At 42.7% G+C, this 26,269-nt stretch carries 22 protein-coding genes; 14 read left to right on the forward strand and 8 right to left on the reverse strand.

The window, feature by feature from the left end:
* The first annotated feature begins 49 nt into the window (after positions 1 to 49).
* Positions 50 to 1,201, forward strand: a complete 1,152-nt coding sequence (locus tag AC0J5Y_RS09405) for an META domain-containing protein (protein ID WP_475130441.1) — start codon at positions 50 to 52, stop codon at positions 1,199 to 1,201.
* Between the two features lie 141 nt (positions 1,202 to 1,342).
* Positions 1,343 to 1,906 carry a superoxide dismutase family protein gene (locus AC0J5Y_RS09410; RefSeq protein WP_475130442.1) on the forward strand — a complete coding sequence of 188 codons (564 nt, stop codon included), beginning with the start codon at positions 1,343 to 1,345 and terminating at the stop codon, positions 1,904 to 1,906.
* 92 nt (positions 1,907 to 1,998) lie between these two features.
* Here the strand turns inward: AC0J5Y_RS09410 and topA are convergent, their stop codons facing one another.
* Both topA and AC0J5Y_RS09420 read right to left on the reverse strand, forming a co-directional pair.
* Positions 1,999 to 4,668, reverse strand: a complete 2,670-nt coding sequence (gene topA, locus AC0J5Y_RS09415; protein WP_475130443.1) for a type I DNA topoisomerase — start codon at positions 4,666 to 4,668, stop codon at positions 1,999 to 2,001.
* 279 nt (positions 4,669 to 4,947) lie between these two features.
* Positions 4,948 to 5,544: a hypothetical protein gene (locus AC0J5Y_RS09420; protein ID WP_475130444.1), complete on the reverse strand. Its 597-nt coding sequence runs from the start codon at positions 5,542 to 5,544 to the stop codon at positions 4,948 to 4,950.
* Positions 5,545 to 5,865: 321 nt separating this feature from the next.
* Between AC0J5Y_RS09420 and AC0J5Y_RS09425 the strand changes: the two genes are divergently transcribed.
* Entirely contained in the window at positions 5,866 to 6,411 is a 546-nt protein-coding gene (locus AC0J5Y_RS09425; RefSeq protein WP_475130445.1) for a DUF2799 domain-containing protein, read from the forward strand.
* 175 nt (positions 6,412 to 6,586) lie between these two features.
* On the opposite strand, the gene AC0J5Y_RS09430 is transcribed toward AC0J5Y_RS09425, so the two are convergent.
* The 3 genes from AC0J5Y_RS09430 to AC0J5Y_RS09440 all read right to left on the reverse strand — a co-directional run bounded on the left by AC0J5Y_RS09430 (position 6,587) and on the right by AC0J5Y_RS09440 (position 8,829).
* Positions 6,587 to 6,988: an ExbD/TolR family protein gene (locus AC0J5Y_RS09430; RefSeq protein ID WP_475130446.1), complete on the reverse strand. Its 402-nt coding sequence runs from the start codon at positions 6,986 to 6,988 to the stop codon at positions 6,587 to 6,589.
* Between the two features lie 100 nt (positions 6,989 to 7,088).
* Positions 7,089 to 7,778 (reverse strand): MotA/TolQ/ExbB proton channel family protein, encoded by a 690-nt coding sequence (locus tag AC0J5Y_RS09435; RefSeq protein ID WP_475132145.1) that lies wholly within the window; start codon positions 7,776 to 7,778, stop codon positions 7,089 to 7,091.
* A 106-nt stretch (positions 7,779 to 7,884) separates the two neighbouring features.
* Positions 7,885 to 8,829 (reverse strand): TonB family protein, encoded by a 945-nt coding sequence (locus AC0J5Y_RS09440; protein WP_475130447.1) that lies wholly within the window; start codon positions 8,827 to 8,829, stop codon positions 7,885 to 7,887.
* A gap of 377 nt (positions 8,830 to 9,206) precedes the next feature.
* Here AC0J5Y_RS09440 and AC0J5Y_RS09445 point away from each other — a divergent pair, with 377 nt between their 5' ends.
* The 4 genes from AC0J5Y_RS09445 to AC0J5Y_RS09460 all read left to right on the forward strand — a co-directional run bounded on the left by AC0J5Y_RS09445 (position 9,207) and on the right by AC0J5Y_RS09460 (position 13,396).
* Complete coding sequence (locus AC0J5Y_RS09445) at positions 9,207 to 10,259, forward strand: siderophore ABC transporter substrate-binding protein (protein ID WP_475130448.1); 1,053 nt, start codon at positions 9,207 to 9,209, stop codon at positions 10,257 to 10,259.
* A gap of 81 nt (positions 10,260 to 10,340) precedes the next feature.
* Positions 10,341 to 11,447: an ABC transporter permease gene (locus tag AC0J5Y_RS09450; protein ID WP_475130449.1), complete on the forward strand. Its 1,107-nt coding sequence runs from the start codon at positions 10,341 to 10,343 to the stop codon at positions 11,445 to 11,447.
* Between the two features lie 62 nt (positions 11,448 to 11,509).
* Positions 11,510 to 12,580, forward strand: a complete 1,071-nt coding sequence (locus AC0J5Y_RS09455) for an iron chelate uptake ABC transporter family permease subunit (protein ID WP_475130450.1) — start codon at positions 11,510 to 11,512, stop codon at positions 12,578 to 12,580.
* Positions 12,581 to 12,625: 45 nt separating this feature from the next.
* Positions 12,626 to 13,396 (forward strand): ATP-binding cassette domain-containing protein, encoded by a 771-nt coding sequence (locus AC0J5Y_RS09460; RefSeq protein WP_475130451.1) that lies wholly within the window; start codon positions 12,626 to 12,628, stop codon positions 13,394 to 13,396.
* A gap of 40 nt (positions 13,397 to 13,436) precedes the next feature.
* On the opposite strand, the gene AC0J5Y_RS09465 is transcribed toward AC0J5Y_RS09460, so the two are convergent.
* Together AC0J5Y_RS09465 and AC0J5Y_RS09470 are read right to left on the reverse strand one after the other, a co-directional pair.
* Complete coding sequence (locus AC0J5Y_RS09465) at positions 13,437 to 14,675, reverse strand: PepSY-associated TM helix domain-containing protein (protein WP_475130452.1); 1,239 nt, start codon at positions 14,673 to 14,675, stop codon at positions 13,437 to 13,439.
* Positions 14,676 to 14,919: 244 nt separating this feature from the next.
* Positions 14,920 to 16,995 carry a TonB-dependent receptor domain-containing protein gene (locus AC0J5Y_RS09470; RefSeq protein ID WP_475130453.1) on the reverse strand — a complete coding sequence of 692 codons (2,076 nt, stop codon included), beginning with the start codon at positions 16,993 to 16,995 and terminating at the stop codon, positions 14,920 to 14,922.
* Positions 16,996 to 17,758: 763 nt separating this feature from the next.
* Here AC0J5Y_RS09470 and AC0J5Y_RS09475 point away from each other — a divergent pair.
* Positions 17,759 to 19,036, forward strand: a complete 1,278-nt coding sequence (locus AC0J5Y_RS09475; protein WP_475132146.1) for a nucleobase:cation symporter-2 family protein — start codon at positions 17,759 to 17,761, stop codon at positions 19,034 to 19,036.
* A 161-nt stretch (positions 19,037 to 19,197) separates the two neighbouring features.
* Here the strand turns inward: AC0J5Y_RS09475 and AC0J5Y_RS09480 are convergent, their stop codons facing one another.
* Entirely contained in the window at positions 19,198 to 19,863 is a 666-nt protein-coding gene (locus tag AC0J5Y_RS09480; RefSeq protein ID WP_475130454.1) for a TetR family transcriptional regulator C-terminal domain-containing protein, read from the reverse strand.
* Between the two features lie 335 nt (positions 19,864 to 20,198).
* On the opposite strand from AC0J5Y_RS09480, the gene uraD reads away from it, so the two are divergent.
* The 6 genes from uraD (at position 20,199) to AC0J5Y_RS09510 (ending at position 26,159) form a co-directional block, all read left to right on the forward strand.
* Positions 20,199 to 20,720: a 2-oxo-4-hydroxy-4-carboxy-5-ureidoimidazoline decarboxylase gene (gene uraD / locus AC0J5Y_RS09485; RefSeq protein ID WP_475130455.1), complete on the forward strand. Its 522-nt coding sequence runs from the start codon at positions 20,199 to 20,201 to the stop codon at positions 20,718 to 20,720.
* 38 nt (positions 20,721 to 20,758) lie between these two features.
* Positions 20,759 to 21,127 carry a hydroxyisourate hydrolase gene (gene uraH / locus AC0J5Y_RS09490; RefSeq protein WP_475130456.1) on the forward strand — a complete coding sequence of 123 codons (369 nt, stop codon included), beginning with the start codon at positions 20,759 to 20,761 and terminating at the stop codon, positions 21,125 to 21,127.
* 208 nt (positions 21,128 to 21,335) lie between these two features.
* Complete coding sequence (locus tag AC0J5Y_RS09495) at positions 21,336 to 22,688, forward strand: urate hydroxylase PuuD (RefSeq protein WP_475130457.1); 1,353 nt, start codon at positions 21,336 to 21,338, stop codon at positions 22,686 to 22,688.
* 146 nt (positions 22,689 to 22,834) lie between these two features.
* Entirely contained in the window at positions 22,835 to 24,346 is a 1,512-nt protein-coding gene (locus tag AC0J5Y_RS09500) for an NCS1 family nucleobase:cation symporter-1 (protein ID WP_475130458.1), read from the forward strand.
* Between the two features lie 60 nt (positions 24,347 to 24,406).
* Positions 24,407 to 25,387 (forward strand): allantoinase PuuE, encoded by a 981-nt coding sequence (gene puuE, locus AC0J5Y_RS09505; protein ID WP_475130459.1) that lies wholly within the window; start codon positions 24,407 to 24,409, stop codon positions 25,385 to 25,387.
* A 229-nt stretch (positions 25,388 to 25,616) separates the two neighbouring features.
* Positions 25,617 to 26,159: an ureidoglycolate lyase gene (locus tag AC0J5Y_RS09510; RefSeq protein ID WP_475130460.1), complete on the forward strand. Its 543-nt coding sequence runs from the start codon at positions 25,617 to 25,619 to the stop codon at positions 26,157 to 26,159.
* The last annotated feature ends 110 nt before the right edge of the window (positions 26,160 to 26,269 follow it).

The raw sequence follows: 26,269 nt of genomic DNA on the forward strand, positions 1-26,269 counted from the left end.
TAAACCTTATGCTATATTTTAGACAAATGTTTATTCGGAAATAGCCATAATGTTAAACCACCTAATTTTAAATCGCTTAACGCTATCCTTATTGCTCGCTATCTCTTTTCCAGTAGGGTTAGTAGGCTGTCAGTCTAATATTGCAAAGGATAACTATATACCTACTAACTCAATAGTGACTGGCTCTAGCACTTCTGATCCAATATCATATCAGTCCATTGTAAAAACTGAAAAGCTAGAAGAAAAGATCGTAGTGGTAGCTAATGAAAGAGTTTCTGAAGCTACAACGCTGCAATGGGCAAGTAATTATCATTGGCAGTTAACACATATTAAAGATAAGAAAAGTAACGCCATTAATATTAGCACTGATACACCGATTACTTTAGAAATCGCGCCCAGTTCACTGAACTTATCTCAAGGCTGCCAACATTTTGCTATCAAATTCATATGGATGTCTGCACCACCTTTTGAGTATGGTAGCAGGCTAAATGAAAAACCCTCAAACTGCAAAAACGCTCCTGAAAATGAAACAAATAATACAAATATCAAAGCATTATTTCCTGATAACAGTAGCACTATGCAATTAGATATTGAGCTATTACCAGTCGCAAAAAGCAATCTCGTTAATACTCAGATGGCATCGAAAAACTTGGTTGTTAAAATCGAAAATGGAAATACATTAACATTTGATGGTACGGTTAGAACATTTAAAGAACCGACTGGACTACCTATTAATAAAGCCTTGTTAGAGCGCTATGACTGGCAACTGGTTAGCGCTGTTCGTAATACTATCAATGACAAAGGGCAGGTAATATCTCGCCAGCCTATTGGTGATTTTTATCATCCAGATTTTCCAGTGTCATTAAAATTTAGAGGGTATGATAATAGTCAATATGCGTTTTTCAGCTCTAGCTGCAATGGTGTTGGCGGTCCTTTTATTTTTATGAAAGACCATACTTTATTAGTCGGTTCAGGACCACAAACACTTATGGGTTGCGGCGAGACAGGTAATAGAATTGAGAGCGAGCTCTCTAAACTTATCAGTAATAGTAAAAGCACTCTTAGTTTAAGCTTACAACCCTCACAACCGATATCACCAAAATCTGACAATCAGACCGATATACCTCGTTATAACCTATTGCAAATGATGGCAACAGGCGAAACCTTAGTATGGCAAAACGAAGCCAAGAAAACACCGTAAATAAATTCCGACCCCATAAGTAACTTACATTTATTAACCGATTGTTGCGCTTTTAGTGAATAACTCCTTCAAGTGCCTAGCTATACTGATACAGTAAATCATTGATGATATCAAAAACACGAATTTAAAACGGAGATAATAATGAATAAGACAATGCTTGCAAGTGCAATATTATGTAGTTCTGCTTTAGCAATGACAGGTTGCCAAACGCAAACGGTAGAAGGTCAGATGCAAACCGGCAATCCTTTAAACCAACCTGTATTAAAATCGACCATTAATGCTGTTGCTGGTGATAAAAATGAAGTCGGTCAAATGTTTTTGCGTCCCGTTGATGGCGGTGTGCAGGTATACGGTAAGCTGATGAACTTGCAGCCGGGTCAGACCGTGTCATTACACATTCATGAAACCGGTAGCTGTGCGGATATGGGGAAAGCCGCAGGTGGTCACTTTAATCCAGATAACAAACCACATTCTAATCCAGATGACATGAATGGTCATGCAGGCGACCTGCCCAATCTAACAGCAAATGCCGATGGTGTTGCAACCATCAACTATGTAGATAAGAAAATCTCCGCTGCTGATGCCGGTAAATATAGTGTTAACCGTCTAGCCTTTATCGTGCACAGCGGTGTTGACGATTACACCAGTCAACCAGCGGGTAATGCAGGTGATCGCGTGGCTTGCGGTATCATTGAAAAAGTCTAATAAGTTTTAAGATGAGAGCTTAATTGCATAAAAAAAACCTCTTAGCCAAATTATATGGTTAAGAGGGTTTTTTATTGTCGATAGAAAAACCGTTATTCTTCTACCCACTCGCCTTTACGCCAGTAAACGCCCCAACGTGTGGCTTTGCCATTTTTCTCAGAGCCGATATACTGCTCTTTTTTCTTACGCGACCAACGTAAAATCGTCGGATTACCATCCGGATCTTCATCTGGTCCTTCAAACAGATACTGGAATTTATCTTCCATTTTATTTTTAATCTCTCGCAGCTCAGTAAGCTTTGGCGGACGTGTCTCGCGCACTTTAGGGAACTTAGATGCGGCTAAGAACATGCCAGCTGCCCCTTCACGTAAGATAAAATAATCTTCATGCTTGACCGATTTTAACTCTGGTAGATGGATAGGATCCATACGTGGCGGCGCAGCCTCACCCGTTTTTAACACTTTACGGGTATTGTCACATTGCTGACAAGCAAAGTAAGGACCAAATCGTCCAGTCTTTAGCTCCATCTGCCCATCACACTTATTACAGTCAATAGTTGGAGAATCAGAACCAGGAACTTCAAATTTGCCTTCTTCTAAGATGTAACCATCACAATCAGGATTGTTACCACACACATGTAGCTTAAGACCGCCATCAACGATATAACCATTCATTGCCGTGCTACATTTCGGGCAACGCTTTTTCTCCATCAAATCTCTGACTTCTGCCGCTTCATCATCACCTTCTGCATCATCAAGATTGGCAAAAGCTTCGACTGGCATTAAGTTCTTAGTACCTTTACAGCGCTCTTTTGGTGATAAGTTATAACCTGTACACCCTAAGAATACGCCGGTTGAGCCTGTACGCAATTGCATCGGACGATCACAAAGATCGCAATGCACATCTGGTACATCAGTCGGATCATTTGGGCGCATGCCATCTTTTTCTTTAGCGCGATCAAGGGTCGTCTTGAAATCCCCGTAGAAATTATCGAGGACATCTTTCCAGTCTGTATCGCCTTCTGCGACATGGTCAAGCTTGTCCTCAAGCGCGGCGGTAAAGGTATAATCCATCAAATCTGGAAAACTTGCCGTCAATCTGTCAGTGACGATATCACCCATTTTTTCGGCAAATAACCGTTTGTTTTCTAGTTTTACATAGCCACGATCTTGAATGGTCGAGATGATAGAAGCATAGGTCGATGGACGACCAATACCTTTCTTTTCAAGCTCTTTAACCAAGCTTGCTTCAGTAAAACGCGGTGGCGGCTTAGTAAAATGTTGACTCGGATCAAGCTTATCTACTGTTAATTTATCACCTTTTTTCACATCAGGTAATAAGTTATCGTCGGTCTTGGCAGGTGGCATGACTTTAGTATAACCATCAAATACCAAGGTGCGACCACGCGCTTTTAGCTCGACATCATCCGCAGCAACGAATAAGTTCACTGATAAATATTTTGCTGGTAACATCTGACAGGCCACAAACTGACGCCAGATTAGCTCATATAAACGTATCGCATCACGCTCAACCCCTTTAAGCTGCGTTGACTTTATATTGACGTTAGACGGACGTATGGCTTCATGCGCTTCTTGTGCGCCTTGTTTATTACCATAGAAATTCGGCTTTTCTGGCACGTATTTTGCGCCATAGCTGTCTTCGATATAGCCACGTACAGCAGCAAGTGCATCACCTGATAAAAAAGTCGAATCGGTACGCATATAAGTAATATGACCCGCTTCGTACAAACGCTGCGCCAAAATCATGGTTTTCTTAACTGAAAAGCCTAATCGTGTACTGGCTGCTTGTTGCAAAGTCGAAGTAATAAAAGGCGCGCTTGGACGTGACTGCGTTGGCTTTTCTTCACGTTCTTTGACAATAAATTCATTTGCTTCAAGAACTTCTAATACTTTATCGGTCTGCTCTTTATTAATGAGCTTTAGCGTTTTGCCGCCTTGCTTGGTCGCTTCTAAACGAATACCAATTTGCTCAGCGTCTGTGGCTTTGCTCTCAGCAATATGAGTATCGGCATGAATCTGCCAATATTCTTCTGGAGTAAAGGCGCGAATTTCATGCTCGCGCTCAACAACCAAGCGCATAGCAACTGACTGTACACGACCGGCAGATAGACCACGAGCGACCTTTTGCCACAGTAATGGCGATACCATAAAGCCAACGACACGGTCTAAAAAACGACGCGCTTGCTGAGCATTAACACGGTCAATGTCGAGCTTGGACGGCTGTTTAAAGGCATTTTGAATAGCAGATTTGGTAATCTCGTTAAAGACCACGCGCTCATATTTACTGTCCGCGCCGCCGATGACTTCCTTGAGATGCCAAGCAATCGCCTCTCCTTCTCTATCCATATCCGTTGCAAGATAGATTTTATCAGCGTCTTTGGCTAAGGCTTTTAGCTCTTTAATAACCTTGGTTTTGTTTGGCAAGACTTCATAGACTGCTGCCCAGTCATGCTCAGGGTCAACGCCCATGCGCCGTACCAATGCTTGCTGAGTCTTCTCTTCTTTGGTCAGGCTGTCATCTTTTTTGGTCGTTGCTGGTTTCTTTGCGCTTTTGCTCGCACCGACTGGTAAATCACGGACATGACCGATACTTGAGCGCACGATAAAATCATCACCCAAGTATTTATTGATGGTTTTTGCTTTGGCGGGTGATTCAACAATCACCAAAGACTTACCCTTTGGGCGACCTTTGGGTTTATCAGCAGCGGGCACTGCGCTTTTTTTAGTTGTGGGTTTTGTCATAGGTGACGACACCATAATAAGTAAATTAAAATAAGAATTGTCTAACAGCATGCCATTTATAAGTTTGGTTATAAGAGCATGGCAAATTATTGTAGTAATGGCTGCTAGTAAAATCGGTTATAAAACAAACGTTAACCATAACGAAAGGATTCAGTTATAAAGACGTTACACTGCTAAGGCTTAAACTGTCAACTGAAAATGACTGAACGTCTGCCAAAAGCACTTGCATATCGTGTGTTTATGGAGACAAAAAAACAATTTGCTACCTTGTCGCGATTTCTATAGGCTTTTTTGCATCTGTAGCGCCCACTCTTCAAGCTTTTGCTTAAGCAATAATAAATCGCTCTCAATCAATTTTTGCTGATAAGCAGGGTTGGTCGCAGGACGCACGTACGCAATATCTTCCCAATAAATCACAATACTATTGGCCTTAGTCAATAAGCCTTTTACATAGGGTTCAATACTGACTGGCAAATCAAGTGGCATCTTGTCCAAACTGACATTGGGCTTCTTAATTACCGTATGGGTATTGCTTTGAGTAGCACGAATGGCCGTTGGCACAATAAGCTTATTATCCTCTGTAGTCGTATCGACAAAACTGCTATCTGGTCGCCATTGCCCATCAATCACTTGATAGCGGGTAAATGGCAGATTGGTATTTTCTAATATTAAGCAATACTGTCCCATCATCCCGCGACCATGCTCGTTGTCTTTACCCTTTATCCAGTCAGGACAAGTGACCAGCTTTGGATTGAGCTGCAAGCGGCGCGCGGTCATACGCAGCTTATCTAAACGCTGATCGATACCGCTCGGCTTGAGCGCCATCATACTCCCTAATACGAATAGTACAATGAGAATAGCAATCCACATACCCATGACAATCTGACCTTTTAGCTAATAAGTTCGCTCATAGCAGCGCTTATTTATATATATGACTGACCTTTAGAACCGTATTTATGATGCGTGTCAGCACGCAAAAATCAAGAAGAATAGAGAGCAAGTATACAAATTACCGCTTGCTAGATTCTCTATCGTCATGAGACAAGCAAGTAGCTTACCTATAAAGTCACTGATATTTACATTGGCATATCAAATACTTAGTACAGAAATTTACTTGTTCGATAACAGGATACAAAAAGTTGTCAGCCTAAAAAGGTGCTATGATAAACCATAATTTTAAACGCGCGCAGGTTTATTATGAATAATCTTATTAAGCGAAACTCATTAAGTGCCAATTTTACTCATAAATCGGGCACGCGACTGATCAATAAATACTGTGTTGTGTCAACGCTGATGAGCGTTGCCCTATTTACTTTATCAGGCTGTGCTACCACCCAAAAAAGCCTGACACCACAGCAGTGCCAAAGCAATAACTGGCAAGAAGTTGGCTATGCTGACGGTATCAATGGGCGCTCGGGTGATTACTTTGGGCATTATGCCAATAGCTGTGCCAGTGTTGGCGCTGTGATGCCAAACCGCATTCAGTGGGAACAAGGTCGCCAGCTAGGGCTTAAAAATTACTGTACCGAGCTAAATGCTTATAAGCGTGGTCGTGAAGGTTACGACTGGCAACCTGTCTGTCCGCTTGAAGGCATTGAAAAACTTGAAGAAGCTTACGCGCAAGGACGTTACTACTATATTCGCCAACGTGACCTTGATTACTTGCGTTCGCCTTATCCGTTTGGTTATGGTCCTGGACGCTATGGCGGCTACGGTTATCGCCCGTTTGGCTACGGCTGGTAAGCATTTATAAAGAATAAAAGTTGGATAATACATCAATAAAATAAAGGAAACCTCACAAGATTACCTTGTGAGGCCGGAGAGAAAGTTTATTATTTTAATGGTTCTTATTATTATTCTGCTGATTTTTCTGTCAATAAGCTTGCTGATATTTCTAACAGTCTTATGGCTTTAACAGTTATTCATTTACAAAGGCTATTTTGCTTAGCCCCGCTTCACTCGCTGCCGCCAACACTTGAGCGACGGTATCATATTTACTGTCTTTATCAGCACGTAGCTGTACAGAAGGATTTTTGCCAGCGGCACTTTGCTGCTGCAAGCGTACTTCTAGCTCTTCCATACTAATAGGGTCGCTGTCCCAAAATATCCCTGCATCTTTATCAATACTGATTTGGATCGCTTCGGGTGGTGTCTCATTTAACGTCGCACTGGTCTTTGGCAAATCTAATGGTACCGTTGGATTCAGTACGGTCGCCGTCAATAAAAAGATAATCATCAATACCAGCATGATGTCGATCAGCGGAATGAGGTTCATCTCATTCATGCTTTGACTATTATCATCACCCAATTGAAATGCCATAATATTCTCGATACATTTTGTATAATCATCAAAGCTATTACTTTTTAGCTTATCTGTCGCTTCGCTTTCTTTTAATGTAAAACCCTATCAATAAATAGGGTTACGGCTGTGATGGCGCTGATTTATGATAATGTTCTGTTTGTTGAGGGGCTTGAGTCTCTGTATGATTACCTTTTACTAACTGAGCTTGAGTCACGGCAGGTTCATTATTTATTGATGATTGTTGTGTGACTGCCAGCTCAGCAGATTGTGCCAGTAAATCATGGGCGCGATCATTTGCATGGTACATGATGCTACGATTGATACGTACGGCAAGGTTATAGAATACCACCGCTGGAATGGCCACAGCTATCCCTAAACCTGTCATGATAAGTGCCTCACCGACCGGTCCCGCTACCTGCCCAAGTCCCGCTTGACCGCTCATGCCAATATTATGTAGAGCATGAAAAATACCCCAAACTGTCCCAAACAGACCGATAAATGGCGCAATGGCTGCCGTTGTACCAAGGATTGGCAAACCGCGCTCGCTAGCAAAACGGTAACGACCAATGTGCTTTAGTAACGTCTGCTCTGTCATCAAGCGCCGTGTCGCAGTATCTGCCACGCTCCATTCTGAGCGTTTTGCCTGAATCTGCTGACTTAAGTCATCGGCAACCATTGCTGCCAATTTTCGACTTTGTAGCACACGAATAATACCCGTGATCCAAGAAAGAACAGATAAAGCAAGCAACAAAAAGAACAAAGTTTTTGTCACCATGTCGCTGATTTGCCAGTATTGCATAAAGTCCATATCAGACTCCCTAGTAAGTTGTGCCATCACATAAACCTGCAGCGACTATCGCATTTAGTCTTATCGTGAAAAGATTATAATGTATGTTTTTATAGATGGATAATCATTAAGGTACTGCGTAGCTCACAGGCAAGGTCACATTGCCAACCACTGGTGCGCCAGCATCATTAGTAAAGGGTTTAAACTTGCCTGAGCGCACTTGGCGTTGTGCCTCTCTATCTAAAATGGCATTGCCAGAAGACTGTACCAAACTAACGCTATCAATACCGCCTTGCTTATTCACGCGTAGTAATAACACCAAGTTAAAGGTATCGCCTGAATTGGCACCACGTGCCCCACGATCAGGAAAGCTAAAGTTGGGACGCGCACGCCAATTGGCACTACTGGCATTAAAATTCATCGGTGTATTGCTGGCAGCGGCGGCTTTAGCGGCCTCTTCTGCTTGCTTAGCCGCTCTTGCTGCTTTTTGAGCCGCATCATTTGCTGCTTCGGCACTCGCTTTAGCTTGGGCATCTCGAGCGGCTTTAGCATTTGCTACTCTTTGCGCTTCCTGAGCTTGCGCCTGTTGCATCTGTACTTCTTGCGCTGCTTTTTCCACTTGTGCTGCTACAAATCGATGCTGCTCAGCTTGCTGATTGTTGACCTTTTGGTTATTAGCAAGCTGCTCAGATATGGCTTTATCAATGGCAGGATCTGGCTCTTCTTGCTTAGTCTGTTTTTGTGACGGCTTTTCTTGGGCAATCGACGTTGTCTTTTCTTTTTTGACCAGCGGTGTAATATCAGGTTTGCGTTCTTGTACCACTGGTTGTTTTGGCGTCTCTGTGACTGCCTTTGGTTTTATTATAGCCTGTGGTTTTGGCGCTGGTGTACTTTCATCTATCACAACCTTAGTCACTTCTTTTTCAACAGGTTTTTTGGCAACTTTTACCGGCTCTTTAGGTAAAGCAGCAGGTAATGATACCAGCTCTATTTCAATAGGCGGCGTCTGTTTGGGTAGCGCGACTTTCGGCGCAGACGGTTTCATTGCCACCAATGCCACTGCCGTAAGCACGTGAAGCCCTACTACAACTAGTATAGCTATCAAGATTGATCTAAGTGGGGGCGTCTCTAAATCCGTTGAACTCATAATACTCTAGCATTTAACCGTCATAGAATGGTGGTGATAATAATGCAAACGATAATTATTATCAATAGTAAATTTCTAGTATTTCAGTTAGCATTGTGAGTTTTTAAGCTCAATCTAGTTCAGTATGCGAGTTTATTATAACCTTAATACACTTAACTAATAAAAATCATTATCATCTTTATTGATAATACGTCTCAATTACTTTATGATAGCAGCTGAATTATTTAACCTGCTGTTAAATGAAGATTTTTATCGAGCAGGTTGTATAAAACTGCCAAAACCCGTCCTATACCGAGTTATCTATGTCTATTACCTCATTCTCTATCCACCATGCTACTCCTGTCTTTAAACGTCCCTTAATAGCTGCACTAATGACTGCACTGCTTGCTAGTATTACCATAACTGGCTGTAGCGCTCCTGAATCTAATGACTCAGAACCCGCAGATAGCAACACTGAAAATAAAACCGCTGATCAAGCCAAAAATGTCGCCACTAACGAGGCGGTTTCTGCGACCACTATTAGCGTTGATACCATTAAGGGTTCTGTTGATTTAGCAATCAACCCATCCCCGCTAGTCGTTTATGACATGACCTTGATGCAGGATTTGGCAGCACTCGATGTCGCTGTTGATGGCATGCCAAGCGGTCTAAAATTGAATAATCTGCATTCAAAAACTCAACCAGCTCCGAAAGAAGTCGGCACAGTATTTGAGCCAGATCTTGAAGCATTAAACGCAATGCAGCCACAAGCTATCTTGGTTGGCTCGCGTATGGCAGAGAAATATAATGCGCTCTCAAGCATCGCCCCAACGCTCGATATGAGTATTGATACTACCAATATCTATGAGTCTAGCAAACAGCGATTGCATGATTTGGGTGCATTATTTGGCAAAAGCGATCAAGCCTTGAAGTTGCAACAGGATATCGACGGTCTTATTAGTGAGACGAAAACAGCAACCAAAGATAACGGCAATGGCTTGGTCATCATGGTTAATGGTAATAAGTTGTCTGCTTATGGTGAAAAGTCACGTTTTGGCTTTATCCATACCGTACTTGGCGTACCTATGGTTGATAATCAGATAAAAGACGCCGATCATGGTCAGCCGGTTTCCTTTGAATACTTGCAAAAAACCAACCCTGACTGGCTGTTTGTGATTGACCGTAGCGCGGCTATCGGTGAAGAAAGCGTTGGTGCAAAAGCTGTCTTGGACAATCCATTAGTCGCGCAAACGACGGCTTGGAAAAAGAATCAAGTGGTCTATCTAAGCCCAGATTCATACCTAGCATTTGGCGGCTATTATCAGTGGATGCAAGATTTGACCGCGATTAAAACAGCATTTAGCCAAGCAAAGTAAACATTTTTATTCGTTGAAAAACAGACGTAAGTGCCCATTCTTGCGTCTACCCTTTACGCCAGCCATAAGTTAGCAGCCGTCATGCCTCTATTTTCTAATCACGCCACTGATATTGATAACGCTAATAGTGATACATCTATATCTTCTGTACCCTTAAGATGGCAGCAGAAGGTAAATGGTCAGTTAAATCCTAAATCACGACACGCAAAAATAGCGCCTTGGTTAATAAATACAGCAAGCTTTGTCCTCATGGGAATGTTGGTATTGCTAAGTTTATCTATCGGTGTTGCTGACTTTTCATGGTCAGGTGTTTTTCATAGCCTCATCAATCATAGTACCAACTCAGACAGCTCACTGATGTTGGTCAGCCGCTTACCACGGACGATTGCTATTATTTTGACCGGCATTGCCATGGCAGTGGCTGGGATGATTATTCAAGTGGTACTCAAGAATCGCTTTGTAGAGCCATCTATGGTTGGCGCAACTCAAAGCGCTGCTCTTGGCTTACTGGTGGTGAGTCTGCTCTTTCCGGCCAGCGCGCTAATTATAAAAATGAGTGTGGCAACCATTGCGGCGGTATTTGGCATGATGCTCTTTATGCTGCTGATTCATCGTATTCCGCCGACAGATTTTTTAATGATTCCGTTGATTGGCATTGTCTTTGGCGGAATTATTAATGCTATTACCACCTTTATTGCCTATCAAACAGAAACGTTACAGATGCTCAGCGTTTGGCAATTTGGTGATTTCTCAAGCGTGTTGTCAGGACGGTATGAGCTGCTATGGTTAACTGGCGTGCTATGTATCATTGCTTATATTATCGCCGATAAGCTGACCATCATTGGTTTGGGCGATAATATTGCTTTAAATTTGGGTATTAGTAAGCGTCATGTAACATGGATTGGCGTTGGTATGGTCGCCATGATGAGTGCCGTGGTCGTCGTGACGGTTGGAATGATTCCTTTTATTGGTTTGGTCGTGCCGAATATCGTTAGTCGCATTATGGGCGATAAGCTCAGGCGCAGCTTGCCAGCGGTAGCGTTATTGGGCGCTTCAGCGGTGTTGCTATGCGATATTATCGGGCGCTCGATTCGCTATCCGTTCGAGATTCCGGTAGCGACCGTCTTTGGTGTGGTCGGAACGGTAGTTTTTTTATGGCTGTTATTACGTGCGCCTGCTGAGTCCTAAATGAGTTAAATTATCTAAATTATCATTGTTTTACTTGCCACTCTCTTTTATAAGATTAGCGTATGTTTTTACCTTCTGCCTCATCTGGTCAAACGACTGATGCTACTATTGATAGTGCTGCTAAGAATGCTCCCGCCAACCTGAACCCCCTGTTAAAATTCCGGGCAAGGCTATGGTTGGCTATCAGTCAATATCCTAAATATGTTGCTGCTCTTGTTTTATTAATCTCCGCTATATTATTTTTAACCCTCAATGTCCATGGGCATTGGGACTTTGCTCTGCCACTACGGGGTAAAAAACTATTGACACTGATGGTTGTCGGCTATGCGATTGGCGTCTCTACTCTGCTTTTCCAGACTTTAACCCATAACCCTATCCTCACGCCCTCATTATTGGGCTTTGATTCGCTGTATGTATTATTACAAAGCGTATTGGTATTTTTTCTCGGGGCGATTAGCTTCACCAGTCTTAATCCAGTTGCCAAATTTTCGCTTGAGATTGTATTGATGTTTGGCGCGTCGTTATTGCTGTTTAAATTACTGTTTTCCAAAAGCAGTCAGGATTTAACGCGGCTGATATTGGTGGGGGTTATTTTTGGAGTCTTGTTTCGCAGCTTATCAGCCTTGATTGCGCGACTGATTAATCCGGATGATTTTGTAGTGGTGCAATCAGCAAGTTACGCGCAGTTTAATACGGTCAATCCGCAGCTATTAGTCATCAGTCTATTTATTTGTGTCGTGAGTGCGCTATTTATTTGGCGCTGGCGGTATCCATGTGATGTGCTCATGTTGGGTAAAGCGCAGGCAACTAACCTTGGTATTAACTATCAACGTTTGGCATTTGGGCTATTAACTGTTATCGCGGTATTGGTTGCTACAGCTACGGCGTTGGTCGGTCCAGTGACCTTTTTTGGCTTATTGGTCTGCGCTTTAACCAATCGAATGGCGCGTCATATGTATCATAGCGAACGGCTTATTTTAGTGAGTTTAGTAGCGATGATTTGCTTGGTACTTGGTCAAACGCTTTTTGAACAAGTACTCGGTATGGCAGGCGTATTATCCGTCGTTATTGAGCTGGCAGGCGGCTTGGTATTTTTAGCATTGATATTTATGAGCCAGCGGCGCTTGAATTAAAAATTCTAAACACTTATTAAACATTCAGCTAAAAAAAGAAGCATTATGATAAAAATAACGGGTGTATCGCATCATATTGGCAAGCAGCAGATTTTACACGATATCAACTTATTGTTGCCACCGTCACAAGTCATCGCTTTAATTGGTCCCAATGGCGCTGGTAAATCGACGTTATTTTCGGTGATGGCGCGGTTGCAACCCTTGCAAAGCGGACAGGTTAGCTTTGCTGTAGATGATGAGGAACGTGATATTGTTCAATGCGATGCGCGTACCCTTGCGACAACGGTAGCAATGCTTAGTCAAGACAATCATGTACAAGGTCGGCTGCGAGTGCATGAATTGCTGATGTTTGGGCGCTACCCGTATCATCAAGGACGACCTACGGCGACAGATCAGCAAAATGTCAAAGAGATTATCGAGCGCTTTGAGCTTGAGTCCTTAGCGGAGCGTTTTTTATCTGCCTTATCAGGCGGACAGCGCCAACGAGTGCTGATTGCGATGATTGTTTGCCAAGATACGCCGTATTTATTGCTTGATGAGCCGCTAAATAATCTCGATATGTATCATTCCGGACGCTTGATGCGTGAGCTGCGCGAGTTAAGTCATAGCCAGCAAAAAACCGTGGTCATTGTCCTCCATGACATCAATCAAGCCGCCCAGTTTGCTGATACGGTGGTGACCATGAAGGACGGTCAAGTACAAGCTATTGGACGTCCTGTCGATGTCATCACCCAACAAACCATGAAAGATCTCTATAACGTTGATGTGACTGTACTTAATCATCAAGGTCGTCCGGTAATCGTAGATGCGGCTTAAAATCGTACTTATAAGCGGCTTTGTCACTTTTAGACCTATTTTATCTCAGCTTTCGCAAAGATTTTAAGCGTTGCTGTCGACCTTTCCACCACAAATACACGCCAGTACCAGACAAGACGGCAACGGCTAGTCCAATCAATGCCAAGAATATCTGATATGCCAGATGACCGACACCATGACTGATATGTCCCATATGTAAGGTGGATAGCCATTGATCAGCTTTATGACCAAATGAGGCGTTTTGATAAGCAAAATTTACTTTCTCAACGCTACCATCTCTTGCATTTACTGTAATTGAAGACGCGCCACTTTTCTTGCCAATGTCTTGATTGGTTTTAAAGCGCAGCTGCCACTGTTTATCCTCCTCAACCCAGCGAATACCCAATAATTGCTGTACGATTAAGCCGTTTTCTTGCGCGGCAATATTCGCTTGTTTGCTTAAATAATCGATACTATTGGTTTTATTAACAATATTAGCAGTGATCATTTCAGTGCTCACTGGGGCGCTAGATTTATCTGCTTTATTTGATTTACTTTCTTTGCCTTTGTTGCCTGCTTTACTATCAAGCCCTACCACCGCTTGCATCACCGGCTTATAGATCTGCTGCAAATTAAAACCCACACTTGACCAAGCAATCACAAACAGCATCAGCCACAACCATAAACCAAACGCATGATGCACATCATAATTAAGCTTAAAGGTATTGGTTGTGGTTCGGATTTTCCACGCAGGCAGCCAGCGCTTTAGAAACGACGCACGTTTTTTAGGTATTGTATTTTTTTGAGTGTTTTTCTTTTTAAGTGCTCTCGGAAAGGTTAAATAAAATCCAATAAAACAATTCATCGTCCAAACAAGCGCAATAATACCCAGTACCAGCTTGCCGATATCACCAAGCAATAACTCACGATGCAGCCAGAACACTTTCCACATGGTATTGCGCCATGCCCACTCGTCTTTATCACGTGCCCCAATGATATCCGCAGTATAGGGATTGATATACACCTCTTGGAACAAGGGTTTAGGTTCTACCTTTACATCACCTTTATTTTTATCAACCGCAAAGACAACAGCGCGGTTAAGCTCGATTGCCACGGGCATGGTTGAAAAACTGTATTCAGGATAGCGGCTTATCACCTTGTCATGCAGGGTGGCGATAGCCAATGGCGGTGTCTGCGCTTGCTCAACAACCGCCAAACGCTGATTAAATACCACGTCCAGCTCATCGTGAAATGCCAATAGTGCGCCCGTTATACCAGCCATGAGTAAAAAAGTGGCCATCACAAGTCCAGTATAACGGTGAATCCATAGGCAAATTTGGCGCAGGTTAAATGAAATCATTGATTATTATTCTTTGTTAATTTTAGCGTTAGAATTGCGCTAAATGCTGATGTGTTAAAGACGTATAAAACGATTTAAAAAAGACATATGATTTAAAAAAGAGGTTTCAACATAAAAAAGCCAGCTCTTACATAAAGCAGCTGGCTTTTTTGATACTCATTTTTTACGCATGATTGGTATAAATTTAGAACTGATAAGTTAAAGATGCTTTGATATTGCGACCGGGTTCAAAGTCGGTAAAATTGTCATCTGATGCACTGTATCTTGAAGCATGACTGGCATAAGCTTCATCAAAGAGGTTATATACCCCAACCGTCGCCTTTATATTATCAAGTTGACGTGGTGAAAAATTCATATACACATCGTGCACATCATAATTTGGCTTGGTATTTTGTTTATTGTCGGTTATTGATGCCACATAAGTACTGCGCCAACCTAGACCAACGGTATCATTTGGCTCATAGTTTAAGTTCACCATGTAACGATCGCCTGAGTTAGAGCTACCACCAGTGACAGATGGAATGCTATCGCCTGTTTTTTCACCTTTACTACGAGCGCGAGCATAGCTTAGACCCATACTAAAATTGTCCATTTTATAATCAGCAGCAAGCTCAATACCTTTGATTTTAAAGTCTTCATCTTTATTGACCGCACCTTGGCAAGGCTTAGGTGAACTTGTTGTTCCTTGTTGTCCAGTTGCACAGTCTAAGCCAATGTTGGTACCACCAGAACGAACAAATTCAATGTAGTTTTCGATATCGGTTTCAAAGTATTTGCCGCTCAGTTGTAGCGCATCCCCTGCTACTGTTAAGTCCCGTAATGTGGTAACGATACCAATCTCAGCATTTGAGCCTTCTTCTGCTTTTAAGTCACTATTAACGTAGGTATTGTCACCGTTTGAGTTAAAAATTGCTTGGCTCAAATCAGGACCGTTAAATAGCTGATTATAGCTGGCAAACACTTGCGTCATCGGCGCAATCTCATAACTGGCAGCAAGGGCACCGACGACGTTATCATAAGTTTTGCCACCAGCAACAAATTCAGGCGACTCATAACGGTCATAGCGTACACCCGGCGTTAGAGCTAATTTGCCATTTTTCCACTGATCTTCTAAATAGACCGAGGTATTTTTGGCTTCATCTGTGCCCTTTTTAACGAAGTCGCGCTCAAGCTCAGATTCTTTTTTATAGTGCTCAACACCAGCGATTAATTTATGTGTACCAAAATTAGTATCAATAATGCTGGTATTTTGAACTTTCCCACCAGTGGTTTTGACGCCTGCTTCCCAGTTATAACCTGGTTTTGTTGTATAGTCGGTATCGCGAGAAATCTGTGTTTCGGTTTGATAAACATTAGCATCAACATCAATCAACTTATTGATAGGATTGAATTTATAATCAAGGCCGAAAGTATCACGCTTAATTTGTTGCGGTATTGGGGCATCAGTGCGACTAGGAAAATCAGGACGGAATGGGAAAATACCCTCTTTATCAGTACGGCTAAAGCTGGCGCCGAAATGATGATCATCGGCAATATAAGCGCCAGCCTTTAATAAGATATTTTCACTTGTACTGTCTTCAAACAGCTCACGACCATCACCATCCTCGCCCGGGCTGGTATCGCGCTTGCCATAATAAGCCAATAAATCTACTTTATCAGACGGTGCAGCAAACACAGTCGCTGAGGTGAGTAGTTCGTCATTATTGCTAGCATAACCTGCGTGCAATTTGGCACCGATTTTTTGCCCCGGTTTCAATAAATCTACGGCATCAACCGTTGTAAAGGCCACTGCACCACCTAGCGCATCATTACCTAGCGTTACCGAGTTATTGCCGACTGACACTTCCGCTTGTTTTAATAAATCAGGGTCAATGGTCACATCGCCCATATGATAAAACAGCGTGCCTTCTTGACGGGCGCCATCAATCGTTACTTTGAGATTGGTATCGTCAAGCCCACGCACCCGTATGCGCTGATTAACTGTTGACGTACCGCCTACGGTGACACCGGGTACGACATTTAAAAAGCCACTTAAGTGGCTTGCCTGCGCAGCTGGGGTATAGCCTTCTACATCCATGCCGCGCTCTTGCACGCTTTCACGTACTGAGCTGTTTGCCGTCACAGTGATGGTCTGTAAGGTAGTGCTCGGCATATTTTCTGAGGTAGCAGCACTCGCCACTTGTGCACCTAATACTGCTGCTACGCCCATAGACAATACGGTCAATCGACTAGAAAATCTTGCTGATTTTACTTCGCGCATAACATACTCACTTTATCTAATAAAAGAATTTTAAAACTTGTTTAAGAAACCAATAATCAGTAATTTTTGCCCAAAATCACTTTTAAAAAGCTTGGTGCTTTAATAATTGTTAAGTTTCATATAATAATGACGTTATTAACACTAATGATAATGATTAGCGTTTAAATATTGACAGGCATAATAACGAAGTATTAACAATTTGGCAATATTTAATCTGAGAAACTTTCTCTTAGTGGCTGTGTATGCTGGCATTAGCCTCTGCACATCTGACAAATCCCTTTAATATATTAGTGTTTAGAAGATAATGAGTCATATGCACAGGCAATTATCAGCGACTGAGGAATTATTTATAAACGCGTAATGGCAAAAAAAGGATTGCAATATACTGCCAACTACATATACCCTAATATAGTTGACTAATTAGTCAGGTTTGTAAATGTGACTATCGGTCAGACTGAGAAATACTTGTTATTTGCTTGCATGTATTTGCATAAGGATCATGCGACTCTGTATTTGATACTGTGTAAACAGCTAGCAGCGATAAGGGTTTATAGAGACCCTCATATGTCTCCTATTTATCCACGTAACGTTGTCTCTAAATATCTTTACAGAGCTTGGACTAAAAGTCACTTTAGGAGAAAGCCAAAATGAGTGAGCATACTCAAGGAAATCCCGATTTATTGTACGGACTGCACGACCGTCCTGCCCTGTAAAAGCATTTTTAGGTGCGGTACAGCATGTACTCGCTGCTTTTGTTGGTGTTATTACGCCCTCATTGATTATTGGCGGTGCTTTGGGTCTAGGTGAGCATATTCCCTACCTGATCAGTATGGCGCTAATGGTATCTGGGGTTTCAACCTTTATTCAAACCCGTAAATTTGGTCCTGTCGGTTCAGGGCTAATGGCTCTGCAAGGCACCAGCTTTGGTTTCTTAGCGGCAGTGTTAGCCGCAGGTTTTGTGGTAAAAAACCGAGGTGGTAGTCCTGAGGAGATTCTCTCTGTTATTTTTGGCGTGACATTTTTAGGTGCCTTTGTCGAGATATTCTTGAGTCAGTTTATTACTAAACTTAAATCCTTGATGAGCCCCATCGTCACCGGCTGTGTCATTGTCACTATTGGTTTGTCACTAACCAAAGTTGGTCTAACCGATCTAGCAGGCGGTGTTGGTGCAGAGAATTTTGGTAGCATGGAGAATTTGCTACTGGGCGGTGGGGTATTAATCAGTGTCGTGCTTATTAGCATCGTACCCAATAAAGTCATTCGCTCAAGCGCTATTTTTATTGGTCTGATGTTAGGCTTGCTGGTAGCAGCATTTATGGGTCGTATTGACTTCTCATTAGTCTCACAAGCCCCGCTACTGACTGTACCTGTGCCTTTTAAGTTTGGCTTTAGTTTTGATTGGCAAGCGTTTATACCGATTGCCTTTATGTATATCATTACCAGTATTGAGACTTCCGGAGATTTGACCGCGACCTCGATGATCTCAGGCGAGCCTATCAAAGGTCCACTATATGAGAAGCGTATTAAAGGTGGGGTATTAGCTGATGGTGTCAACTCTGCCATTGCTAGCATCTTTAACAGCTTCCCAGTCACTACTTTTAGCCAGAATAATGGCGTTATTCAGATGACGGGTATCGCTAGTCGCTATGTGGGTTTTTATGTCGGTAGTATCTTATTTTTTATGGGTTTATTCCCTATCCTAGGTGCTATCTTCACTCAGCTGCCAAAACCAGTAGTTGGTGGTGTGACACTGCTGATGTTTGCAACCGTAGCGACTGCTGGTATTCGCATACTCTCGACCGTAAACTTTACCCATCGTAATATCTTAATCATAGCCACTTCTCTAGGTTTGGCGATGGGTGTTGCCTTTGTGCCTGATGTATTTGCACAAATGCCGCAGATGTTCCGTAATATCTTTGGCTCAGCAGTGACCGTATCGGGTATTATCGCGATTACGCTTGATATGATTTTACCAAAAAGCTTTGGCACTGAGTTTGATACGGCTGAACAGCATCTTGAAGATGACATAAAAGCCGCTTAATAGTGAAAGCTCAGATGATTGTATAAGACAATGTAAAAAGCTTTTCTGAATGACACGAAAAAGGATTGTTTTAATGATAAAGCGCTAATTAGCAGCGATATCGTTAAAGCAATCCTTTATACGTCAAGCCATTCAGTAATAGCAGTTGTTCCAATCTACCACTACTCGAGTCCGCAACCTCGTAGTATAAAAGGTATTAAGAAGTCAGCAGCGCGTGCCTCGTCTGTCTCATCATACGCGCTCTTTTGCATTAAGCCGACGATTTCTGTTTCAAACTCTGCATAGCGCTGCGTGGTTGCCCAAATCAAAATCAATAGCTGTAAAGGGTCAGCAATGGCGATTTTGCCTTGCTCATGCCATATCTTCATAACTTGTGTTTTATCCAGCGCCCAATCTTTCATCGCAGTCGACATAAAATCATGTAAATGCGGGGCACCGCCGATAACCTCTAACGCAAATAGCTTATGGCGATTTGGGTTTGTAAATGCTTGATGCAATTTGGTACGGACGAACTTTTCGATAACAGTTCTTGGATCGCTGTCTACTGTCATCGTCACCAAGCCATCATTCCACTCTTGAATGATGGCACGCAAAACCACTTTGTACAGATTGGTCTTACTCTTAAAATAGTAATGCACATTGGCTTTTGGCAGCCCTGCTCGATCGGCGATACCTTGCATGGTGGCACCGCGATAGCTTTTCAGCACAAACTCTTCTTCAGCGGCAGTCAAAATCACCGCTTGGTTTTGGGCGCGAATATCCTGCTGATTGCGATGAACCACGCTCTCAGAGGCGGATGAAGCTTTTGCTTTAGAAATTTGAGTCATAGGTTGCACCATTAGACATTTATATCAGTAAGTACCATATTCTAGCGTGACTTTGAGATAAACTGTGAATAAACACACTGATTATTAGCATATCTAGAAAAAAATAAAAATATTTTGCATAAAGTAGTTGACCATTTAGTCAGGTTTAAGCAGAATGGATATATATTAACCAATTATGACTCAATCGATACTACTTTCACCTGAGTTTTCCCTGAGTTAAGTAATCAACAGACTAATATCAGCACACGATACTGTCTGTACCTTATAAATTCATATCACTCAAATGATAAATGTGTATCCGTCAACACTTTGTGTCAACAGATAAGGATATCACTGTGAGCTTATCACTACCGCAACTGAACGCCCTCTCGCAAGCCAATGCGACCTCAGAATTTCTAACGTGCTGTACCAGTAGTCAATGGGCGCAAACCTTGGCAGACGCGCGTCCGTTTGCAGATACAGAGGCTTTACTGAGCGCAAGCGATGACGCATGGCAACAAGCTAAAGTGAGTGAAGCTAACTTGCTAGAAGCTTTTGATGGTCATCCACAGATCGGTAATGTCGACTCACTAAAGGAGAAGTATCGCAATACGCAAGACAGTGCCGCTCATGAGCAATCAGGCGCCAATGACGCTGAAGATGCAGTACTTGAAGCGTTAGCACAGGGCAATCAAGACTATCTCGATAAATTCGGCTTTATCTTTATCGTCTTTGCAACTGGTAAAAGCGCGCAGCAAATGCTTGATCTATTGCAAGCTCGCCTGCCAAATGATCGCAAGACTGAATTGCTCAATGCGGCTACTGAACAAAATAAAATCACGCGTTTACGTTTACAAAAACTGTTAGGCGACGCTTAAATCTTGCTTTGTCTCTCTCATACATAAAAGGAATTATTATGTCAGGTACTCTCTCATCACATATTTTAGACACCCATCTTGGCAAGCCTGCTGCTGATATCGCAGTGACGCTACATCGTATTAGCGCCAGTGGCGAGCCGTCATTATTGGCAAACGGTGTCACCAACGCTGATGGTCGCGTGACACCAGATAGCTGGGCATTTAATCCAGAAATTGATATTGCCCAGTATCATTTAGATATCGGTCGCTATACGCTGACCTTTGATACCCAAGCATATTTTGATACACAAAACCTCACAGCATTTTATCCACAAGTGGTCATCGATTTTATGATACAAGACAACGGTCACTACCATGTGCCGCTACTGCTTAGCGCACACGGCTACGGCACTTATCGCGGATCATAAAGTTATCGCTTTATGACTCGAAACATTATAAAAACAAGACCAAACGAGCGCTGGAAACTTTGAACATCTGACAATGAGGTCAGTGACTTACGACCAAATGAATAATGCTGGTATCGCTATGTTGTATCACAATTTTTTATAATAACGAAGGTGAGCAAAAGTCGCTACGAGTTACCAAGATATAATAATATAAAAGGACATTGACAACATGGGTGCATATCTTCTCGATTGGCTAAGCTTATTCTTTCGCTGGTTCCATGTGATCGCTGGTGTAGCATGGATTGGCGCATCATTTTATTTCGTATGGCTAGATATGAGTCTTCAGAAGCCGCCAGAATGGAAAGCCAAAAAAGGCATTTCAGGTGATCTTTGGGCAGTACATGGTGGTGGTTTCTATGAAATTGCCAAATACAAGCTCGAACCTGAAGAGATGCCAAAAACGCTGCATTGGTTTAAGTGGGAAGCCTACACCACATGGCTGACCGGTATGGCGATGCTCATTATCGTCTACTACATCAATGCTACGGCTTACTTGATTGATCCGAGCAAAGTTGACTTTGGTAGCAGTATTGGTGCTATATCGACCAGTCTACTGTTCTTATTCGGTAGCTACTTTATTTATGAAGTCATTGTACGCAGCAATGTCGGCAAAAATAAACTGGCTTTTAGTATCACTATCTTTGTACTCATGATTCTCGCCACTTGGGGCTCATACCAGCTGTTTAGTGATCGTGCATCCTTTATCCATGTCGGTGCCATTTTAGGTACTATCATGGCAGGTAATGTTTTCTTCGGTATTATGCCAGCTCAGCGTGCACTCGTAGATTGTGTACGCCGCGGCGTAAAGCCAGGTCCAGAAGTAGCAGATTTGGCATTGATGGCAAGAAACCGCTCATTAATGAATAACTACTTTACCTTGCCGCTCATTTTTATCATGATTAGTAATCACTATCCAATGATGTATTCACATGCGCATGGTTGGTTGATATTGGTATTCATTGGTGTCATTACGGCAACAGCTCGTCATTACTTCAACGAAAAACACTTGGGTCGCCATAGACCAAAGTTCTTAGTGATTCCTGCGATCGCAACCGTACTACTAATTGTCTGGATGCGTCCAGCACCTATCGAGCCATTACCAGTTTCTCCAATCAAGACGCCTGCTGTCACTGAAGTAGCACCGACAAATACACCGCCTACTGCTGTCACTCAAGATACGAATACAGTAGCACCTGCCACTGCCACTGCTACAGAGGCTGATGCCAATGCGGTTGCTGGGGGAACTGCCGCTACCGAAGTGGTACCTGTTGCTGCTTCAGCTGATGACGCTATCATAAAAGTAGTAGAAGCAAAATGCGGCGTTTGCCATGCGGCACAACCCACACAAGCTGGATTTAACGCACCACCAGCGGGGATTATTGTCCAAACCCCTGCAGACGTAAAAACGCATCAAGCTAAGATTGTGACTGCCGTACAAAGTGGCTATATGCCACTGGGTAATATCACTCAGCTAAGCGATGAAGAGCGCCAACAACTGGTCGCTTATGCTTCAGGGTTATAAATGAGCATTCTAGACAAAGAAGAGTAAACGCTGATCAAACAATTACCTTGACCAATGACCTAGACATCCTTAAAGTGTTAACAATAAACATTAATAAGTGTTAACAATGTTTGTTTCGATTGATTCCAATCTAAAGGGAGAAAAGGATGTCCACTGCAAATGAGCAAGGAAGTCAGCTTAATACTCAATCCAATAGCGAGCTCTATGATTGCAATACCTTTAATCCAGAACGCAAAAACTCAAGATTATATAATGAAGATCTTGCCCCACTACAGCCTGAACAGCGTAATTGGGGTTGGTTTGCGATATTTAATGTTTGGTCCAATGATATTCAGAGCTTATTCGGTTATACCTTAGCGGCCTCCTTGTTTTTGAGTTATGGACTGAATGGGTGGTGGGTCATGGCAGCGATTATCTGCTCAGGATTCATCGTCATGCTGATGGTCAACTTAACTGGTAAGCCTAGTGTCAAATATGGCATCCCTTTTCCAGTCTTGATACGTGCCAGCATGGGTATCAATGGCGCTAACTTACCTGCCATCTTACGCGCTATTATCGGTATCTTTTGGTACGGGGTGCAGACTTACTTTGCCTCTACCGCAGTTGCCATTTTGTTGACTATTATTATAGGCAGCTCAGATACGACATTTTTAGGCTTGAACAGTACCGCTTGGATGGCCTTTGTCATCGTTTGGATATTTCAGATTTTGCTGTTTTGGGCAGGTATCGAGCCCATCAAGCACTTTTTGAATTGGGCAGGTCCCTTGGTCTATGTCGTGATGGTCATTCTTATGGGCGTCATCTGGTATCAATCAGGCTCTGAGTTGTTACCTGCGATTAACTCTATTTTCGCTAGTGGCAGTAATTATAGTGGGAATTCCATACAGGCATTTACTGCTATCGTCGGTACGATGGTGGCTTATTTTGCCGCAGTCGTCATCAACTTCGGTGACTTCTCACGATTTTTGCGTAGTGAGCGCGATATGCGCTTGGGTAACTTACTCGGTCTACCCATCAACATGGTGTTTTTCTCGTTCATCGCTTTGGTCATTACTGCTGGAACCTTAGTAATATTTGGCGAAGCATTGACCAATCCATCGGACATTGTTGATCGCGTAGATTCTCTACCCTTGACCATTATTGCAGCGCTGACCTTCTTTGCCGCAACCGTCGGTATCAATATGGTTGCAAACTTTATTCCCCCTGCTTACGATTTGGCTAACTTATTTCCTAAGCATATTAACTTTCGCATGGGCGGCTTAATTACTGCTGTTATCGCCTTTTTCGTTGGTGCATTGTGGTTATCATTCATCAGTAAGATCGGTATTGTCGGTTTTGTAAATGCTATTGGTGCGGTCATTGCTCCATTCTTTGGTATCTTAGTCATCGACTATTACCTGATTAAACGTCAACATATCGATATGAATGATTTATTTTCTGCGCAACCAACGGGCGCTTACTACTACTACAAAGGCTGGAATATCCGTGCGCTTATCGCCTTTGTAATCGGCGCTTTATTCTCTATCGCCACGGTATTGATACCTGCACTGACCAAGCTTGAAGGTTACGGTTTCTTATTAGGCGCAGCACTAGGTGGCATTGTGTATTGGGTATTAATGCGCCCTTATGCAGTAGATCCTAACACCATAGTAGAATAAAAAATAGTTATTACATTTCTAATAGATTTATTACTCTGTTTTTATAAAGGATAAAACACCATGACAAAAAAGATAACCAGCGATTTTGATCAAGCCGCTTATCCACGTGATTTAAAAGGCTATGGCGACAATCCACCCAAAGCCAATTGGCCGGGCGGCGCTAAGATTGCCGTACAGTTTGTGCTAAATATCGAAGAAGGCGCAGAGAACAGTGTCTTGCATGGTGATGGTCAGTCAGAACGTTTTTTATCAGATGTTTTAGGTACGCCAGAATTTAACAACCGCCATCAGTCGATTGAGTCCGCCTTTGAATATGGTAGCCGAGTGGGTGTTTGGCGCGTACTAGATACTTTTAAAGAATATGGTTTACCTATTACTACCTTTACTTGTGCCGCCGCTGCCGAAAAAACGCCGCATATTGTCGAGCGCATTCTAGAAGATGGTCATGAGATTGCCAGTCACGGACTGCGCTGGATCACCTATCAATATATGTACCGCGAGACCGAGCGTGAGCATGTGCGCCGCGCCACTGAAATATTTGAGCGTATGGTCGGCAATCAGCCTCTTGGCTGGTACACGGGTCGCGATAGCCCAAATACTCGCGAGCTGGTCGCAGAACAAGGCGGCTACATCTATGACTCTGACTCTTATGCTGATGAGCTGCCTTACTGGCTCAATGTTAAAGTAGAAGAAGGCAACAAAATCGCTCGCAAACCGCATCTGGTCATTCCCTACACGCTTGAAACCAATGACATGCGTTTTTCTTCAAGCCCTGGCTTTACCAATGCTGAACCTTTTTATCAGTATTTAAAGGACAGCTTTGACACTTTATATGAAGAAGGCTCGCATACACCAAAAATGCTAACCATTGGTTTGCATTGCCGCATCATTGGCCGTGCTGGTCGTATAACCGCGCTCAAACAGTTTCTAAAATACATCACCAGTAAACCCGATGTCTGGATCTGCCGCCGCGATGAAATCGCCAAGCACTGGTATGAAAATCATCCAGCCACGGCCGATAATACCGCCAACTGGATGTAGTCGTAACAACAATCATAAGACGTATCATCACATCAATAAGTATGTAGGTCATAGAAACCACGTAAGCTAACGAATGATACGCTTGAGGTGGTTGATACCTGAATGCTGTAATTGCTTAAAAATGACAGCTTGTGTCCGGTATTTTCTGAGCTCAAATAGATCTATCACTTAATAAGTTGCTAGAACAAATAAATAATATTGCTAATTAATCTAATCTAAAGGTGAACTTATGAAAACTACAATCATTGCCAAACCTTTAACTAAAGCTGCTTTTGCGCCTTATGGCTCAGTGATTGAGCCTTATGATGATCAAGAAAAATGCCCTGAAAACAGCTGGGATATCAATCGCGGCTTTGCCTGTCGTCATAATGCCATCTCAAAAGTCACTCATGATGGCGGAGAAGTTGGGTTTAGTATTTTCCGTACCAAAAGACGTGATTGCCCTATTACGTTATCGGTGATGGAATACCATCCATTTGGCACGCAAGCGTTCTTTTCTATGAATGGCACAGACTATATAGTCGTTGTAGCAAAAGCTGGCGATGCGCCTAAATCAGCTGATGATTTAGAAGTGTTTTATGCTCATTCGCATCAAGGTGTACAGTATGATGCCAATGTTTGGCATCATCCACTACTGGCGCTAAAAGCGGATTGTGACTTTTTAGTGATTGATCGTATCAACGGCGAGGGTAATAACTGCCATGAATTCGAGATTGATGAGTGGGAAGTTTGCATTGATATCTCTGCTGAGCAAGCTAAAGATCAGGCTTAATGGCTATCGTCAACTGATGAAGAATTATGCTAATGTCAGAGCATTAATCGCATAAAAATCAAAGATTCAGACACAAATTTATCGCGGTACCAAACCCCTAAGGAACACGA

This window comes from Psychrobacter sp. TS_SC_6 (genome assembly GCF_056156305.1).

What these genes read in the sequence shown, in the direction of transcription:
- AC0J5Y_RS09405 (WP_475130441.1), top strand. Translation starts at nt 50, where the DNA reads ATGTTAAACCACCTAATTTTAAATCGCTTAACGCTATCCTTATTGCTC.
- AC0J5Y_RS09410 (WP_475130442.1), top strand. Translation starts at nt 1,343, where the DNA reads ATGAATAAGACAATGCTTGCAAGTGCAATATTATGTAGTTCTGCTTTA.
- topA (WP_475130443.1), bottom strand. Translation starts at nt 4,668, where the DNA reads ATGACAAAACCCACAACTAAAAAAAGCGCAGTGCCCGCTGCTGATAAA.
- AC0J5Y_RS09420 (WP_475130444.1), bottom strand. Translation starts at nt 5,544, where the DNA reads ATGGGTATGTGGATTGCTATTCTCATTGTACTATTCGTATTAGGGAGT.
- AC0J5Y_RS09425 (WP_475130445.1), top strand. Translation starts at nt 5,866, where the DNA reads ATGAATAATCTTATTAAGCGAAACTCATTAAGTGCCAATTTTACTCAT.
- AC0J5Y_RS09430 (WP_475130446.1), bottom strand. Translation starts at nt 6,988, where the DNA reads ATGGCATTTCAATTGGGTGATGATAATAGTCAAAGCATGAATGAGATG.
- AC0J5Y_RS09435 (WP_475132145.1), bottom strand. Translation starts at nt 7,778, where the DNA reads ATGGACTTTATGCAATACTGGCAAATCAGCGACATGGTGACAAAAACT.
- AC0J5Y_RS09445 (WP_475130448.1), top strand. Translation starts at nt 9,207, where the DNA reads ATGTCTATTACCTCATTCTCTATCCACCATGCTACTCCTGTCTTTAAA.
- AC0J5Y_RS09450 (WP_475130449.1), top strand. Translation starts at nt 10,341, where the DNA reads ATGCCTCTATTTTCTAATCACGCCACTGATATTGATAACGCTAATAGT.
- AC0J5Y_RS09455 (WP_475130450.1), top strand. Translation starts at nt 11,510, where the DNA reads ATGTTTTTACCTTCTGCCTCATCTGGTCAAACGACTGATGCTACTATT.
- AC0J5Y_RS09460 (WP_475130451.1), top strand. Translation starts at nt 12,626, where the DNA reads ATGATAAAAATAACGGGTGTATCGCATCATATTGGCAAGCAGCAGATT.
- AC0J5Y_RS09465 (WP_475130452.1), bottom strand. Translation starts at nt 14,675, where the DNA reads ATGGCCACTTTTTTACTCATGGCTGGTATAACGGGCGCACTATTGGCA.
- AC0J5Y_RS09470 (WP_475130453.1), bottom strand. Translation starts at nt 16,995, where the DNA reads ATGCGCGAAGTAAAATCAGCAAGATTTTCTAGTCGATTGACCGTATTG.
- AC0J5Y_RS09480 (WP_475130454.1), bottom strand. Translation starts at nt 19,863, where the DNA reads ATGACTCAAATTTCTAAAGCAAAAGCTTCATCCGCCTCTGAGAGCGTG.
- uraH (WP_475130456.1), top strand. Translation starts at nt 20,759, where the DNA reads ATGTCAGGTACTCTCTCATCACATATTTTAGACACCCATCTTGGCAAG.
- AC0J5Y_RS09495 (WP_475130457.1), top strand. Translation starts at nt 21,336, where the DNA reads ATGGGTGCATATCTTCTCGATTGGCTAAGCTTATTCTTTCGCTGGTTC.
- AC0J5Y_RS09500 (WP_475130458.1), top strand. Translation starts at nt 22,835, where the DNA reads ATGTCCACTGCAAATGAGCAAGGAAGTCAGCTTAATACTCAATCCAAT.
- puuE (WP_475130459.1), top strand. Translation starts at nt 24,407, where the DNA reads ATGACAAAAAAGATAACCAGCGATTTTGATCAAGCCGCTTATCCACGT.
- AC0J5Y_RS09510 (WP_475130460.1), top strand. Translation starts at nt 25,617, where the DNA reads ATGAAAACTACAATCATTGCCAAACCTTTAACTAAAGCTGCTTTTGCG.